This is a genomic window from Frankia sp. R82, from assembly GCF_023716925.1.
In the GTDB taxonomy this organism is placed as follows: domain Bacteria; phylum Actinomycetota; class Actinomycetes; order Frankiales; family Frankiaceae; genus Frankia.
On the sequence record NZ_JAMQQG010000062.1, the window covers coordinates 1 to 14,517 of the forward strand.

Sequence of the window (14,517 nt, forward strand, 5' to 3'; positions counted from 1 at the left end):
GCCCGCGGGCAGCGCGCCGCGGGGGTCAGCCCGAGGGATTGGTGGGGACGCGCACGGCCCGGGTCACCTCGGCCCGGGCGGCCAGCGCCGCGTCCGGGGGGTAGCGCACCTCCACCAGGGTCAGGCCGTGGGCGGGCGCGACCGTGACCGCCGGGTCCCGCAGGCCGCGGTGCAGCACGGCCACCGGCCACTGCGGTGGGCGGCGCCCCTCGCCGACCGCGAGCAGCGCCCCGACCAGGGCCCGGACCATCGAGTGGCAGAACGCGTCCGCCTCGACGTCCGCGGTCAGGACATGGTCGCGCCGACGGGAGACGTCCAGGCGCAGCAGGGTCCGAACGCTGGTCGAGCCCTCCCGGCGCCGGCAGAACGCGGCGAAGTCGTGCTCACCGAGCAGCTGCAGGGCGGCAGTGGCCATCGCACCCGCATCGAGGGGGCGTGGCCAGGCCAGGGTGTCGAAGCGGCGCAGCGGTTCGGCGCCGAACGCCGCATCGGTGATTCGGTAGACGTAGCGGCGGGACAACGCCGAGAACCGGGCGTCGAAGCCGGCCGGCGCGGGCGCCACGCCCGTGACCCGGATGGAGCGGTCGAGCACCCCGTTGAGCCGGCGGGCGAGACCACCCAGCGGCACCTCCTCGGGCAGGTCGACGTGCGCGACCTGCCCGAGGGCGTGCACCCCGGAATCGGTGCGGCCGGCAACGGTCAGCCGGACCGCGGCCAGCCGGGTGACCCGGATGAGTGCGTCCTCGACGTCGCCCTGCACGGTGCGCTGCGCGGGCTGGCGGGCCCAGCCGGCGAACGGCGTGCCGTCGTAGCTGATGTCGAGACGCAGCCGAACCAGCCCGGCTCCGGATCCGGCCAGGGGCGGCAGGCCGCGTGGACCACGCATCTCATCGGACATCTCGTACTCCCCGAGCGGTGGGCACTGCCCAGGCGGTGGACGGACCCGCGGCCGTCGCAACAGCGAAGGCCCGCCGCCCGGAACAGGGCAGCGGGCCTTCGGTGATCGTCACGACCGACATCGTCGCGGTTGCACGCAACACCGACGCCAGCGGTCAGAACAGGGCTGACGCCTCAGGAGCCGGTGTCAGGAGTTTCGGTGGCAGGCTTCTCGGCTGCCTCGGCCTCGGCGGCCTCGGCGGCCACGGCAGCGGCGGTCGGGGACTCCTTGGCCAGGTCCTCGGCGGCCTCGACGGTAGCGCCGGTCGGCTTGCCGCGCTCCTCGAAGCGGGTGCCGCGAGCGCGCTCGGCCTCACCGACGGCCTGCTGGCCGACGGTGAGCGCCTCGACCAGCTCGATGCGGGCCAGGGGCGCATTGTCACCCTTGCGGTTACCGAGCTTGATGATCCGGGTGTAGCCGCCCTCACGGTTGGCGTACCGAGGACCGATCTCGGTGAACAGGGTGTGCACGACCGAGTTGTCCCGGACGTGGCGCATCACGCGGCGCCGGGCGTGCAGGTCACCGCGCTTGGCGAAGGTCACCAGCCGCTCGGCGTACGGACGCAGCCGCTTGGCCTTGGCCTCGGTGGTGGTGATGCCGCCGTGCTCGAACAGCGCGGTGGCGAGGTTGGCCAGCAGCAGCCGCTCATGTGCGGGGCTGCCACCGAGCCGGGCGCCCTTGGTTGGCGTGGGCATGATGAGTGCTCCTCGTTCCTTTCACTGTCCCGCCAGGCTGCCCGCCCGTAGGACGGCGGCATGCGGCCACCGGATGTCGTACGAGGGCCCCCGCACCGTGCGGGGGCCCTCGGAAGGTCAGTACTGCTCGGTTTCGACGAACTCGGCGCCGTCGTCGTGCGGGTCGGAGAACGGCGCGTTGTAGGTGTCGGTGCCGTAGGTGTCGACGGCCTGCCGCGGGTCGAATCCGGGCGGGGAGTCCTTGAGCTGCAGGCCCATGGCGCCCAGCTTCGTCTTGACCTCGTCGATCGACTTCTGCCCGAAGTTGCGGATGTCGAGCAGGTCGGCCTCGCTGCGCGAGACCAGCTCGCCGATCGTGTGGATGCCCTCACGCTTGAGGCAGTTGTAGGAGCGGACGGTCAGGTCCATCTCCTCGATCGGCAGCGCGAGATCCGCCGCCAGCGCCGCGTCCGCGGCGGACGGGCCGATGTCGACGCCCTCGGCCTCGGCGTTGAGCTCCTGCGCCAGCCCGAACAGGCCGACGAGGGTCTTGCCGGCGCTGGCCATCGCGTCACGCGGGGAGATCGACGGCTTGGTCTCGACGTCGACGATGAGGCGGTCGAAGTCGGTGCGCTGCTCGACGCGGGTGGCCTCGACCTTGTAGGTCACCTTCAGCACCGGCGAGTAGATCGAGTCGATCGGGATCCGCCCGATCTCCTGGCCGGCCTGCTTGTTCTGCGCGGCGCTGACATAGCCACGGCCCCGCTCGACGGTCAGCTCGATCTCGAGCTTGCCCTTGTCGTTCAGGGTCGCCAGGCGCAGCTCGGGGTTGTGCACCTCGACGCCGGCCGGGGGGGCGATGTCCGCCGCCGAGACCTCACCGGGACCCTGCTTGCGCAGGTACATCACGGTTGGCTCGTCGTTGTCGGAGCTGACGACCAGTTCCTTGAGGTTCAGGATCAGGTCGGTCACGTCCTCCTTGACGCCGGGCACGGTGGAGAACTCGTGCAGCACCCCGTCAACGCGGATGCTGGTCACCGAGGCGCCGGGGATGGAGGACAGCAGGGTCCGGCGCAGCGAGTTGCCGAGGGTATAGCCGAAGCCGGGCTCCAGCGGTTCGATCACGAACCGCGAGCGGAACTCGGAGATCGGGTCCTCGACCAGGGTGGGACGCTGAGCGATCAGCATGGTGGTGGTGATCCTTCCGCCCACGACGCCCGCCATATGACGCCGTGCAGTGCGGGCCGCCCAAGATCGGGCGGCCGGCGGACGGGACATCGGTCCGCCCCGTCCGCGGGTCCGGTGCACATGGCACCGGTGAGCACCCGTCGCCTCTCCAGTGTGCACCGCGAAACGGTGCATCGCAGAGGCGATCGGGTGTCGCCAGGCCCTACTTGGAGTAGAGCTCGACGATCAGCTGCTCCTGGACCTGAGTGTCGATCACCTGGCGAGCTGGCAGGGAGTGCACCAGGATCCGCATCTGGCTCGGAATCGACTCCAGCCACGCCGGCACCGTCCGGCCCTGACCGGCGGTCTCCCGCGCGATCACGAACGGGGTGAGCTCCCGGGCCTTCGGCGCGATCTCGACGATGTCGTTCTCGGTGATCCGGTAGCTCGGGATGTCGACCTTGCGCCCGTTGACCTGCACGTGGCCGTGCCGCACCGCCTGGCGGGCGGCGTCCCGCGACGGCGCGAAGCCGCCCCGGTAGACCACGTTGTCCAGCCGCGACTCAAGGATCTTCAGCAGCTCGTCACCGGTCTTGCCGGCACGCCGGTTGGCCTCGTCGTAGTAGCCCCGGAACTGCTTCTCGAGGATGCCGTAGATGCGCGCGCACTTCTGCTTCTCGCGCTTCTGCAGCAGGTACTCGGAGTCCTTGGTCCGGCCGCGACCGTGCTCGCCCGGCGGGTAGGGCCGGATCTCGATCGGGCACTTCGGGGTGTCGCACTTGCTGCCCTTGAGGTACAGCTTCGTCTTCTCGCGGCGGCAACGCTTGCAGTCCGCGCCGGTGTAACGGGCCATCTATTCCTTCTCTCTCGTTTCCTGGCGCGAACTCGTACGCGACACCGCGACACCGGCCGGGGTGATCCCCCGGCCGTGGCCGCTGCGCCGCATGGTCACACCCTGCGCCGCTTGGGCGGGCGGCACCCGTTGTGCGGGGTCGGGGTGACGTCCTGAATCGCCCCGACCTCCAGACCCGCCGCCTGCAGCGAACGGATCGCGGTCTCCCGACCGGAGCCCGGGCCCTTCACGAACACATCGACCTTGCGCATACCGTGCTCCTGCGCCTTGCGGGCCGCGTTCTCGGCGGCCATCTGCGCGGCGAAGGGGGTCGACTTCCGCGAGCCCTTGAAGCCGACATGACCGGCGGAGGCCCAGGAGATCACGTTCCCGGTCGGGTCCGTGATCGAAACAATCGTGTTGTTGAACGTGCTCTTGATGTGAGCGTGCCCGTGGGCGACGTTCTTCTTTTCCTTGCGCCGGACCTTCTTGGCGCCGGCGGCGCGCGTCTTGGGTGGCATCTTCGCGTCTGGTCTCCGTGTACGAGAGGTCGTCGATCAGTGGTCGTCCGCGGCCGAGCCGGCCGGGCGGCGCACCGACTACTTCTTGCCGGCCTTCTTCTTGCCGGCGATGGCGCGACGCGGGCCCTTGCGGGTACGCGCGTTGGTGTGCGTGCGCTGACCGTGGACCGGCAGGTTACGCCGGTGCCGGAGACCCTGGTAGCAGCCGATCTCCATCTTGCGCCGGATGTCCTGCTTGATCTCCCGGTTGAGGTCACCCTCGACCCGGTAGTTCGCGTCGATCCACTCACGCAGCCGGACGATCTCGTCCTCGCTGAGGTCACGAACGCGCGTGTCCGGGTTGATTCCGGTGGCGGCGAGCGTGTCCCGCGAGCGGCTGCGGCCGATGCCGAAGATGTAGGTCAGAGCGATCTCAACCCGCTTCTCGCGGGGAAGGTCGACGCCAGACAGGCGTGCCATGAACCGATGTTTCCTTCCTGCAACCGGAGGTCTCGGGCGACACCGTCCCGCGCGGCTGTGCACCGTGCGGGCCCCGGCCTCCGGACCGGGGGTGGAAGCGCCCCACATGGGGACGCCTGGCATCGCTTGGGGGTGGTGGTCACCGTCCGGCGCGGACCACGGTCGGCACGCGTCAGCGTGCCTGCCGCGAGACGGAGCCCACCCGCCGGGGACTCAGCCCTGGCGCTGCTTGTGACGCAGATTGTCGCAGATGACCATGACGCGACCGTGGCGCCGGATCACCTTGCACTTGTCGCAGATCTTCTTGACGCTTGGCTTGACCTTCACGGCTGTTGCGGACCTCCTGCGCAGCCGCGGGCCGCGCGTGGCGATGGAGACAGGGGGGCATTACCGGCGACCCGGCCGAAGCCGGGCCACCGAGTGCGACGAGCTGGTGCTACTTGTAGCGGTAGACGATCCGACCGCGGGACAGGTCGTAGGGCGAGAGCTCGACCACGACGCGGTCCTCCGGCAGGATCCGGATGTAGTGCTGGCGCATCTTTCCGCTGATGTGGGCGAGAACGCGATGACCGTTCTGGAGCTCCACCCGGAACATGGCGTTCGGGAGCGGCTCCACCACACGGCCCTCGATCTCGATGGCCCCGTCCTTCTTCGGCATGTCCTCCGCTGTCCTGACGTCGACGAGTAAGCCGGCGGTACGGCCGCAGCCGGTCGGGCGAACCGGGGCAGAACCCGAAAACACCCAGGTCACAGACCCGAGCGCCCGGAAGGGAGCCCTGGTCTGCCGACCACACTGCCACCGACCGCAACTGCCACGTTTTCACCGACTGCTATCGACGCGGTGGAGCACACCGGCGTGAGAAGACCGCCAACTGAAGAGTGTACGTGGCCCACCCGTCAAGGGCCAACAGGGCTCGGTCACGACGCGCGGACCACACCCACGCCACGCTCCGGAGTGCTCAGCCGATCCCGCTGGGAGCGTCGGCGGGCTGCCCACAGGCGACGCCGAGGGCGGCGAGACGGGCAACCCCGCCGTCCGGCTCGGTGAGCACCCAGGGCCCACGAGGGGTGATCGCCACCGAATGCTCGGTGTGGGCCGCGAGGCTGCCGTCGCTGGTGGCGACCGTCCAGTCGTCGGCGAGCACCCTGGTGTCCGGCCTGCCCATGGTGATCATCGGCTCGATGGCCAGGGCCAGGCCTTCCACCAGTTTGATCCCGCGCCCGGGGCGACCGTAGTTGAGCACGTGCGGCGGCTGGTGCATCTCGGTGCCGATGCCGTGGCCGCCGTAGTGGTCGACGATGCCGTACTCGTGCGGGCGGACATGACGCTCCACCGCGTTGCTGATGTCGGTGAGCCGGCCGCCGAGCTGCGCCGCCGCAAGCCCCGCCCACAACGCGCCCTCGCACGTCTCGATCATGGCGAGGACCGCCGGGGGCACCTCACCGACCGGAACGGTGATCGCCGCGTCGCCGTGCCAGCCGTCGACGATCGCGCCACAGTCGATCGAGATGATGTCGCCCTCGCGCAGCACCCGTTTGCGGCTCGGGATGGCGTGGACGACCTCGTCGTTGACCGAACTGCAGATGGAGGCCGGGTAGGGCGGTTGGGCGTATCCCTTGAACGACGGGATGCCACCCTCACCTCGGATCGTCTGTTCGGCCAGGGCGTCGAGGTCGGCCGTGGTGACGCCGGGAGCGACCGCCTCCCGCAGCCGGGCGAGGGTCCTGGCCACAAGCAGCCCGGCCACCCGCATCCTGGCGATCTCAGCCGCCGACTTGATCTGGACGTGTTCTCGTCGCGCCACGCTCTCGTCCCGGTCCGTGTCCATGTACTGGGTCCAGATACCGGGTCCGTGTGCCGGGTCCGGGTACCGGGTCCGTGTACCGGTCTGCTTCCGATGCTAACCACCGTACTCACACCGGCCAGGCCGAGCACCCGGCCACCGACCCGGATCGCCAGCCACCCGGATCGCCATCGGTCGGATGCCGGGCGGCCCGGTACCCGACCTCCGGGGCAACGGGCTCGGCACCGACCTCGCCGGGCGCCCACCGGCGCCCACAGGCGCCGCGGCGGTCAGTCGCCGTAGTGGCGTAGACCGTCCAGCGCGCGGTCGGTGACGTTGTCCACCGGACCGGTGGCGTCGATGCCGATCAGGATGCCCTTCTCGGCGTAGTAGGCCACCAGGGGCGACGTCTGGTCGGCGTACACCTCGAGGCGATGGCGCACCGTCTCCGAGCGGTCGTCGTCGCGCTGGAACAGGTCGCCGCCGCAGCGGTCACACACGTCCTCAACCGACGGCGGGTCGAAGTCGAGGTGCCAGATGTGCCCGCAGTTGCGGCAGGTGCGCCGGCCGGACAGTCGCCGCACCACCTCGTCATCGTCAACGACGAGCTCCAGGACCACGTCCAGCTTGGTCCCCATCGCATCGAGCATCTGGCCGAGCACCTCGGCCTGCGGCACGTTGCGGGGGAAACCGTCCAGCAGGAAGCCCTTCACGGCGTCGTCCTCGGCGAGCCGGTTACGCACCATGCCGATCGTGATCTCGTCCGGGACGAGGTCGCCGGCATCCATGTATGCCTTGGCCTTGAGGCCCAGTTCCGTTCCCTGTCGCACGTTCGCTCGGAAAATGTCCCCTGTGGAGATCTTGGGGATCGACCGCGCCTGGGCGATGAACGCGGCCTGTGTACCCTTTCCGGCACCGGGCGGTCCCACCAGTACGAGGCGCACTACCGGAGGAAACCTTCGTAGTTGCGGAGCATGAGCTGGCTCTCGATCTGCTTCACCGTTTCCAGCCCCACCCCTACCATGATCAGGACCGAGGTGCCCGCGAACGGGAACGGCTGGTCCTTGGTCAGGTTCAACAGTGCCAGCGGAAGGACCGTGATCACACCGAGGAACAGCGAGCCCGGGAGGGTGATCCGATCAAGTACGTGTTTGAGGTACTCCACCGTCGGGTTGCCTGGTCTGAGCCCAGGGATGAACCCACCGTACTTCTTCATGTTGTCGGCCACCTCCGTCGGGTTAAAGGTGATCGCAACATAGAAGTAGGTGAAGAAGATGATGAGTGCGAAGTATGTCACCAGGTAGAGCGGGTGGTCGCCGCGTGAGAGATAACGCTGCTCGAAGTCCTGGAAGCCCTGGTTGCTCCACACCTGCCCGATCAGCTGCGGGAGCTGGAGCAGGGAGGAGGCGAAGATGACCGGGATGATGCCGGCCTGGTTGACCTTGATCGGCAGGTAGGTGGAGGTCCCGCCGTACATCCGCCGGCCGATGAGCCGCTTGGCGTACTGGACCGGGATGCGCCGCTGCGACTGCTCCACGAACACCACGAACACCACGATGGCGAGCCCCAGCAGAATCACCAGGGCGAATACGACGCCGCCGGCGACCTGCAGAATGCTGCTGCCCTCGGAGGGCAGCCGCGCCGCGATCGATGTGAAGATCAGCAGAGACATACCGTTGCCGACGCCACGGGCCGTGATCAGCTCACCCATCCACATGATGACCGCGGTACCGGCGGTCATCGTGATCACGATGGTGGCGATCCGGAACAGGCTCGTGTCCGGAATGATCGCTGCCGAACAGCTCGGGAACAGCCGGCCGCTGCGCGCCAGGGCCACGATGCCGGTGGCCTGCAGAACGCCCAGCGCGATCGTCAGGTAGCGGGTGTACTGGGTGAGCTTCTGCTCGCCCGCGCTACCTTCCTTCTTCAGCTGCTCGAGCCGTGGGATCACCACGACGAGCAGCTGGATGATGATGCTCGAGGTGATGTACGGCATGATGCCGAGCGCGAAGATGGACAGCTGGAGCAGCGCGCCGCCACTGAACAGGTTGATCAGCGAGTACACGTTGCTGCCCTCGGCGCTGGCCGCGTTCAGGCAGGTGTTGACCGCGCGGGTGGAGACCCCGGGTGAGGGCATGACGCTGCCGAACCGGAACAGCACCACGACCCCGACGGTGAACAGCAGCTTCTTGCGCAGGTCAGGAGTGCGGAATGCCCGTGTGAAGGCGGTGAGCACGGCTCCTCCTGCTGGAGATGGCGGACCGACGGGGAGGGTGGAGGTTCTGCCCGGAGCAGAGCACCGGCGTCGGCGTCGGCGTCAGGCCGACATCGGTGAGGCGACTGTAACAGGACACGAGGTCCCCTCGTCCGGACATCACGTCCGGTAAGCAGCAGTAGCCGGATCGGACGCTGCGCCGTGCGTGTCGGCCGGCTGCCGACACCGGTCCGGCGCCGGTCCGGCCCACGCGCGCGACCGGCGTCTGCGTCCGGACACACGTCGGGCGGGGGTCGCTGTTCGCCACCCCCGCCCGTCCGTTCAGCTTTCGGTGACGCTCCCGCCAGCGGCCGCGATCTTCTCGCGCGCGGAGGCGGAGAACGCGTCCGCGGTGATGTGCAGCGCGACGTCGAGGTCGCCGTTGCCCAGCACCTTCACCGGGGCCTTGGCCCGCACCGCACCCCGGGCCACCAGGTCGGCCTTGCCGACCTGACCGCCGTCGGGGAACAGCTCGGCGAGGGTGGCGACGTTGACCACCTGGTACTCGATCCGGTTCGGGTTGTTGAAGCCCTTGAGCTTGGGCAGCCGCATGTGCAGCGGCATCTGGCCACCCTCGAACCGGGCCGGCACCTGCTTGCGGGCCTTGGAGCCCTTGGTGCCACGCCCGGCCGTCTTGCCCTTGGAGCCCTCACCGCGGCCAACCCGGATCTTCTTGCGGTGCGCCCCGGGTGCCGGGCGCAGGTGGTGCACCTTCAGGCCACGGCCACGCTCGGCACCGGCCTCGGTGGCACCGGCGTCATCGGTCTTCGTCAGCTCGGCCATGGCTAGGCGTCCACCTCCTCGACCCGGACCAGGTGGGTCACAGTTCTGATCATTCCGAGAACCTCCGGACGGTCCTCCCGGATCGTCGAGGAGTTGATTTTACGCAGCCCGAGAGTGCGCAGTGTCGCCCGCTGGTTGTGCGTGCCGCCGATCCCCGAGCGGATCTGCGTGATGCGCAGCTTCGCCATCACGCACCCGCCGCGACAGCACGGGCACGCAGCATGGCGGGCGGCGCGACGTCCTCGAGCGGCAGCCCACGCCGGGCCGCGATCTCCTCGGGCCGCATGAGGCCGCGCAGGGCGGCCACGGTCGCGTGCACGATGTTGATCGGGTTCGACGAACCGAGCGACTTCGACAGCACGTCGTGGACGCCCGCGCACTCCAGCACGGCGCGCACCGGGCCGCCGGCGATGACGCCGGTACCGGGCGAGGCGGGCTTGAGCAGCACGACTCCGGCCGCCCGCTCACCCTGCACCGGGTGCGGAATGGTCGAGCCGATCCGCGGCACCTTGAAGAAGTGCTTCTTGGCCTCCTCCACACCCTTGGCGATGGCGGCCGGCACCTCCTTCGCCTTGCCGTAGCCGACCCCGACCGTTCCGTCGGCGTCCCCGACGACGACGAGGGCGGTGAAGCTGAACCGACGACCACCCTTGACGACCTTCGCCACGCGGTTGATCGCGACAACCCGTTCGACGTAGGCGTTCTTCTCCTGGGCCGGGCCGCCGCCCGACCGGTCCCGGCGTTCCCGACGGTCCGAGCCGCCGGAGCCGCCGCCGCGGCGCTGCTGGCCTGGCATCTACAACATCTCCCTGTTCTGACTGTGCTGACCGGTCCGCGTGATCCGGCGGGCCGGGGTGGCCGGTGACTGGGCGGTCATCAGAAGTCCAGACCGCCTTCCCGGGCCGCGTCGGCGAGCGCGGCGATGCGGCCCGCGTAGGTCCGTCCGCCGCGGTCGAACACGACGGCGTCGACGCCGGCCGCCTTCGCCCGCTGCGCGACCAGTTCGCCGACCTTGCGGGCCTGGGCGCTCTTGTCGCCCTCGCCCCCGCGCAGGGTCACGTCCAGGGTGGACGCCGAGGCCAGGGTGTGGCCGGCGACGTCGTCGATGACCTGGGCGTAGATGTGCCGCGAGGACCGGGTGACGACGAGCCGGGGACGGGACTGCGTGCCCGCCACCTTCTTGCGCACGCGGGAATGCCGACGGAGCTTCGAGATCCGCCGCTTCGCGCTGACGCCAAGGCTCACTGCCATGATCTATCTCCTACTTCCCGGTCTTCCCGACCTTGCGGCGGACGACCTCACCCTGGTAGCGCACACCCTTGCCCTTGTAGGGGTCGGGCTTGCGCAGGCCGCGGATCTTCGCGGAGACCTCGCCGACGAGCTGCTTGTCGATCCCGTGGACGACGAAGCGGGTCGGGGTCTGCACCTCGAAGCGGATGCCCTCGGGGGCCTTGACCGGGACGGGGTGGCTGTAGCCGAGCGCGAACTCCAGGTCGGAGCCCTTCGCCTGGACGCGGTAACCGACGCCGACGATCTCCAGGGTCTTGGAGTACCCGGCGGTGACGCCGGTGACCATGTTCGAGACCAGCGTGCGGGTCAGGCCGTGCAGCGAGCGGGACCGACGGTCGTCGTCGGGACGGGTCACGACGAGCTGACCCTCCTCCCGGTCGACCGAGATCGGCTCGACGACGGTGTGGCTCAGGGTGCCCTTGGGCCCCTTGACCGTGATCGTGGGTCCCTCAACGGTGATGTCGACACCGCCGGGGACGGGAATGGGCAGGCGCCCGATCCGAGACATCGCTCGCCCTCCTTACCAGACGTAGGCGAGGACTTCCCCGCCCACGCCCCGCTTGTTCGCCTGCTTGTCGGTCAACAGCCCCGACGAGGTCGAGATGATCGCGACGCCCAGTCCCCCGAGCACCTTGGGCAGGTTCGTCGCCTTGGCGTAGACCCGCAGACCAGGCTTGCTGATGCGCTTGATACCGGCGATCGAGCGCTCCCGGTTCGGCCCGTACTTCAGATCGATGACCAGCGTGTGGCCGACACCGCCGGCCGAGGTCGCGTCCTCGACGTGCCAGCTGGAGATGTAGCCCTCCTGCTGGAGAATCTCGGCGATGTGCGTCTTGATCTTGCTGTGCGGCATGGCCACACGGTCGTGGTACGCCCGGCTGCCGTTGCGGACACGGGTGAGCATGTCCGCGATGGGGTCGGTCATCGTCATGGGGTTACGCCTTTCTCACGGGGGTTCCCACCGGCTCCGGAACAGCGCTCCGGCGGCCGGGTTGCGGGCCTACCGCGATCGGGTGGACGTGCGGGGTTGGTACGGAGGTGCGAGCTCGGCAGGCCGAAAGCTCCGAACTACCAGGAGCTCCGAACTACCAGGAGCTCTTGGTGATGCCCGGCAGCTCGCCGCGGTGTGCCATCTGGCGCAGGCAGACCCGGCAGAGTCCGAAGACCCGGTACACCGAGCGGGACCGCCCGCAGCGCTGGCAGCGGGTGTAGCCGCGCACCGCGTACTTCGGCTTGCGATTCGACTTCTCGATCAGTGCCTTCTTGGCCATCTGTCTAGTTCTCCCGGAAGGGGAAGCCCAGCGCCCGCAGGAGCGCCCGGCCCTCGTCGTCGGTGGTCGCGGTGGTCACGACCGTGATGTCCATGCCCCGAACCCGGTCGATCCGGTCGATGTCGATCTCATGGAAGATCGACTGCTCGACCACGCCGAACGTGTAGTTGCCCCGGCCGTCGAACTGCTTGGGCGACAGCCCGCGGAAGTCGCGGATTCGCGGCAGCGCGATGCTGACCAGCCGGTCGAGGAACTCCCACATCCGGTCGCCGCGCAGGGTGACCTTCGCGCCGATCGGCATGCCCTCGCGCAGCTTGAACTGGGCGATGGACTTCGTTGCCCGCCGCACGGCCGGCTTCTGACCGGTGATGGCCGCCAGGTCACGCACGGCGCCGTCGATGAGCTTCGCGTCGCGGGCGGCGTCGCCGACACCCATGTTCACGACGACCTTCACGACGCCGGGGATCTGCATGACGTTGGCGTAGGAGAACTCCTGGCGCAACGCCGGGGCGATCTCGTCGCGGTACCGCTGCTTGAGCCGCGGCACCGGACGGGCATCCGCGGTCCGGTCTTCGGTGGTGACAGTCATGTCTGAACTCGATTCCCCACTGCTCTCGACTGCTCGCCCGGCCTACAGCTCGGTGCCGGTGCGCCGGGAGATGCGGACCTTGGTGCCGTCCTCGTTGATCCGGTAGCCGATGCGGGTGGGCCGGCCGTCCGACGGATCAATGATCTGCACGTTGCTGACGTGGATCGGCGCTTCCTGGGTGATGATGCCCCCGGACTGCGAGCCACGCGCGCTCTGCTGGACGCGGGTGTGTCGGGTGATCCGGTTCGCCCCCTCCACCAGCACCTTGTTCAGCTCCGGGTACGCCCGGATGACCTTGCCCTTGAGGCCACGGTCCTTACCGGTGATGATCTGGACCGTGTCACCCTTCTTGATCTTCAGGCTGGCCACGGTCACAGCACCTCCGGCGCCAAAGAAATGATCTTCATGAACTTCTTGTCCCGCAGCTCGCGGCCGACCGGCCCGAAGATACGGGTACCCCGGGGGTCACCGCCGTCCCGGATGAGCACCGCCGCGTTCTCGTCGAACCGGATGTAGGAGCCGTCCGGCCGCCGGCGCTCCTTGGTGGTGCGCACCACGACCGCCTTGACCACGTCGCCGCGCTTCACGCCGGCGCCGGGCAGGGCATCCTTGACCGTGCCGACGATGATGTCGCCGATCCCTGCGTAACGACGCCCAGAGCCGCCAAGCACCCGGATGCAGAGAATCTCCCGCGCTCCGGTGTTGTCGGCGACCCGAAGTCGCGACTCCTGCTGAATCACTTTCCGCTCCTGATCACCCGGTACTACTGATCACCCGGTACCACTGACCAACCGGTACTGCCTGGCCGAGGGGCGTCGCCCCGGGTCGTGAGAACTACTTGGCCTTCTCCAGCACCCGGACGACCCGCCAGCGCTTGGTGGCGGACAGCGGCCGGGTCTCCATCAGCAGGACGCGGTCGCCGACACCGGTGGTGCCGCTCTCGTCGTGCGCCTTGACCTTCTTCGTGCGGCGAATCGTCTTGCCGTACAGGGGGTGCTGCACCCGGTCCTCGACGGCGACGACGACGGTCTTGGTCATCTTGTCGCTGACGACCAGGCCCTCGCGGACCTTGCGGAACCCACGGTCGAGCGCCGCCTCGGTGCTCTCCGGGGCCTCCTGCGAGGCGTTCTCGGTCTCGTCTGCCACTGCCCTCACGCTTCCGTCGCGTCGTCGTCAGCCGCGCCGGCGGCCAGCGCCGGATCGTCGGTGATGCCCAGCTCGCGTTCGCGCATCACCGTGTAGATCCGGGCGATGTCACGTCGTACGACGCGCAGCCGGCGGTTGTTGGTCAGCTGCCCGGTCGCCGCCTGGAACCGGAGGTTGAACAGCTCCTCCTTGGCTTCCCGGAGCTTGTCGACGAGTTCCTCGCCGGTCAGGCCCCGCAGCTCGTCCGCGGTAGCGACAGCCATCACGCACCACCTTCACGAACCACGAAACGGCACTTCATCGGCAGCTTGTGGATGGCACGCCGCATGGCCTCGCGAGCCACCGGCTCGGCAACTCCGGACAGCTCGAACAGCACCCGGCCCGGCTTGACGTTCGCGACCCACCACTCGGGCGAACCCTTACCGGAACCCATCCGGGTCTCGGCCGGCTTCTTGGTCAGCGGACGGTCCGGGTAGATGTTGATCCAGACCTTGCCACCTCGGCGGATGTGCCGGGTCATGGCGATACGGGCCGACTCGATCTGGCGGTTCGTCACGTAGGCCGACTCAAGGGCCTGGATGCCGTACTCGCCGAAGGTGACCCGCGTGCCGCCCTTGGCCGCACCAGTGCGACCAGGGTGGTGCTGCTTGCGGTGCGCTACCTTCCGGGGAATAAGCATGATCTACTCCTCCGCCTTCTCCGGAGTGCCCGCGGCCGGCGTGGCGGCCGTCTCGGCGACGGTGGCGCTCGTGTCGGCGGCGGCCTGGGCCGCCGCCGGACGGGTCGTCTCGGCCACGGTCGCCTCGGGGG

24 protein-coding genes are annotated in these 14,517 nt (G+C 69.1%); all 24 read right to left on the reverse strand.

Translation table 11 applies throughout. The features are described 5' to 3' along the window. Positions 1 to 25 precede the first annotated feature (25 nt). The gene (gene truA, locus ND747_RS13330; protein ID WP_251733850.1) at positions 26 to 898 is read right to left on the reverse strand and encodes a tRNA pseudouridine(38-40) synthase TruA; all 873 of its coding nucleotides are present in this window, start codon (positions 896 to 898) and stop codon (positions 26 to 28) included. A gap of 173 nt (positions 899 to 1,071) precedes the next feature. Continuing rightward, positions 1,072 to 1,632 (reverse strand): 50S ribosomal protein L17, encoded by a 561-nt coding sequence (gene rplQ, locus ND747_RS13335; RefSeq protein WP_251733851.1) that lies wholly within the window; start codon positions 1,630 to 1,632, stop codon positions 1,072 to 1,074. 117 nt (positions 1,633 to 1,749) lie between these two features. Further along, positions 1,750 to 2,799, reverse strand: a complete 1,050-nt coding sequence (locus tag ND747_RS13340; RefSeq protein ID WP_248813320.1) for a DNA-directed RNA polymerase subunit alpha — start codon at positions 2,797 to 2,799, stop codon at positions 1,750 to 1,752. A 202-nt stretch (positions 2,800 to 3,001) separates the two neighbouring features. Further along, positions 3,002 to 3,631, reverse strand: coding sequence for a 30S ribosomal protein S4 (gene rpsD / locus ND747_RS13345; RefSeq protein WP_251733852.1), 630 nt, complete (start codon positions 3,629 to 3,631; stop codon positions 3,002 to 3,004). Positions 3,632 to 3,726: 95 nt separating this feature from the next. Then, complete coding sequence (gene rpsK / locus ND747_RS13350; protein ID WP_009740503.1) at positions 3,727 to 4,131, reverse strand: 30S ribosomal protein S11; 405 nt, start codon at positions 4,129 to 4,131, stop codon at positions 3,727 to 3,729. A gap of 78 nt (positions 4,132 to 4,209) precedes the next feature. Then, positions 4,210 to 4,590 (reverse strand): 30S ribosomal protein S13, encoded by a 381-nt coding sequence (rpsM, locus tag ND747_RS13355; RefSeq protein WP_248813318.1) that lies wholly within the window; start codon positions 4,588 to 4,590, stop codon positions 4,210 to 4,212. A 213-nt stretch (positions 4,591 to 4,803) separates the two neighbouring features. Continuing rightward, entirely contained in the window at positions 4,804 to 4,917 is a 114-nt protein-coding gene (gene rpmJ, locus ND747_RS13360) for a 50S ribosomal protein L36 (RefSeq protein ID WP_003956441.1), read from the reverse strand. A 109-nt stretch (positions 4,918 to 5,026) separates the two neighbouring features. Further along, a complete protein-coding gene (gene infA / locus ND747_RS13365; protein WP_006541558.1) occupies positions 5,027 to 5,248 on the reverse strand; it encodes a translation initiation factor IF-1 in 222 nt (73 codons plus the stop codon). A gap of 301 nt (positions 5,249 to 5,549) precedes the next feature. Beyond that, positions 5,550 to 6,395: a type I methionyl aminopeptidase gene (gene map / locus ND747_RS13370; RefSeq protein ID WP_251733864.1), complete on the reverse strand. Its 846-nt coding sequence runs from the start codon at positions 6,393 to 6,395 to the stop codon at positions 5,550 to 5,552. Between the two features lie 269 nt (positions 6,396 to 6,664). After that, complete coding sequence (locus ND747_RS13375) at positions 6,665 to 7,318, reverse strand: adenylate kinase (protein ID WP_251733854.1); 654 nt, start codon at positions 7,316 to 7,318, stop codon at positions 6,665 to 6,667. After that, positions 7,318 to 8,610: a preprotein translocase subunit SecY gene (secY, locus tag ND747_RS13380; protein ID WP_251733855.1), complete on the reverse strand. Its 1,293-nt coding sequence runs from the start codon at positions 8,608 to 8,610 to the stop codon at positions 7,318 to 7,320. The genes ND747_RS13375 and secY overlap by 1 nt, the downstream gene beginning before the upstream one ends. A gap of 300 nt (positions 8,611 to 8,910) precedes the next feature. Continuing rightward, a complete protein-coding gene (gene rplO, locus ND747_RS13385; protein ID WP_251733856.1) occupies positions 8,911 to 9,411 on the reverse strand; it encodes a 50S ribosomal protein L15 in 501 nt (166 codons plus the stop codon). Between the two features lie 2 nt (positions 9,412 to 9,413). After that, positions 9,414 to 9,599: a 50S ribosomal protein L30 gene (gene rpmD, locus ND747_RS13390; RefSeq protein WP_251733857.1), complete on the reverse strand. Its 186-nt coding sequence runs from the start codon at positions 9,597 to 9,599 to the stop codon at positions 9,414 to 9,416. Beyond that, complete coding sequence (gene rpsE, locus ND747_RS13395) at positions 9,599 to 10,207, reverse strand: 30S ribosomal protein S5 (protein ID WP_251733858.1); 609 nt, start codon at positions 10,205 to 10,207, stop codon at positions 9,599 to 9,601. The genes rpmD and rpsE overlap by 1 nt, the downstream gene beginning before the upstream one ends. An 80-nt stretch (positions 10,208 to 10,287) precedes the next feature. Then, the gene (gene rplR / locus ND747_RS13400; RefSeq protein WP_251733859.1) at positions 10,288 to 10,662 is read right to left on the reverse strand and encodes a 50S ribosomal protein L18; all 375 of its coding nucleotides are present in this window, start codon (positions 10,660 to 10,662) and stop codon (positions 10,288 to 10,290) included. A gap of 10 nt (positions 10,663 to 10,672) precedes the next feature. Beyond that, positions 10,673 to 11,209, reverse strand: a complete 537-nt coding sequence (gene rplF / locus ND747_RS13405; protein WP_251733860.1) for a 50S ribosomal protein L6 — start codon at positions 11,207 to 11,209, stop codon at positions 10,673 to 10,675. A 12-nt stretch (positions 11,210 to 11,221) separates the two neighbouring features. After that, entirely contained in the window at positions 11,222 to 11,632 is a 411-nt protein-coding gene (gene rpsH / locus ND747_RS13410) for a 30S ribosomal protein S8 (protein ID WP_163547641.1), read from the reverse strand. Positions 11,633 to 11,786: 154 nt separating this feature from the next. Then, positions 11,787 to 11,972 carry a type Z 30S ribosomal protein S14 gene (locus tag ND747_RS13415; RefSeq protein ID WP_011602308.1) on the reverse strand — a complete coding sequence of 62 codons (186 nt, stop codon included), beginning with the start codon at positions 11,970 to 11,972 and terminating at the stop codon, positions 11,787 to 11,789. Positions 11,973 to 11,976: 4 nt separating this feature from the next. Then, positions 11,977 to 12,561, reverse strand: coding sequence for a 50S ribosomal protein L5 (gene rplE, locus ND747_RS13420; RefSeq protein WP_285900461.1), 585 nt, complete (start codon positions 12,559 to 12,561; stop codon positions 11,977 to 11,979). Between the two features lie 42 nt (positions 12,562 to 12,603). Beyond that, positions 12,604 to 12,930, reverse strand: coding sequence for a 50S ribosomal protein L24 (gene rplX / locus ND747_RS13425; protein ID WP_251733861.1), 327 nt, complete (start codon positions 12,928 to 12,930; stop codon positions 12,604 to 12,606). A gap of 2 nt (positions 12,931 to 12,932) precedes the next feature. Beyond that, on the reverse strand, positions 12,933 to 13,301 hold the full coding sequence (gene rplN / locus ND747_RS13430; RefSeq protein ID WP_009740518.1) for a 50S ribosomal protein L14: 369 nt from the start codon (positions 13,299 to 13,301) through the stop codon (positions 12,933 to 12,935). 94 nt (positions 13,302 to 13,395) lie between these two features. Then, positions 13,396 to 13,707, reverse strand: coding sequence for a 30S ribosomal protein S17 (gene rpsQ / locus ND747_RS13435; RefSeq protein WP_251733862.1), 312 nt, complete (start codon positions 13,705 to 13,707; stop codon positions 13,396 to 13,398). A 5-nt stretch (positions 13,708 to 13,712) separates the two neighbouring features. Then, a complete protein-coding gene (rpmC, locus tag ND747_RS13440; RefSeq protein ID WP_251733863.1) occupies positions 13,713 to 13,970 on the reverse strand; it encodes a 50S ribosomal protein L29 in 258 nt (85 codons plus the stop codon). Then, a complete protein-coding gene (rplP, locus tag ND747_RS13445; protein ID WP_009740521.1) occupies positions 13,970 to 14,386 on the reverse strand; it encodes a 50S ribosomal protein L16 in 417 nt (138 codons plus the stop codon). The genes rpmC and rplP overlap by 1 nt, the downstream gene beginning before the upstream one ends. Positions 14,387 to 14,517: the final 131 nt, after the last annotated feature.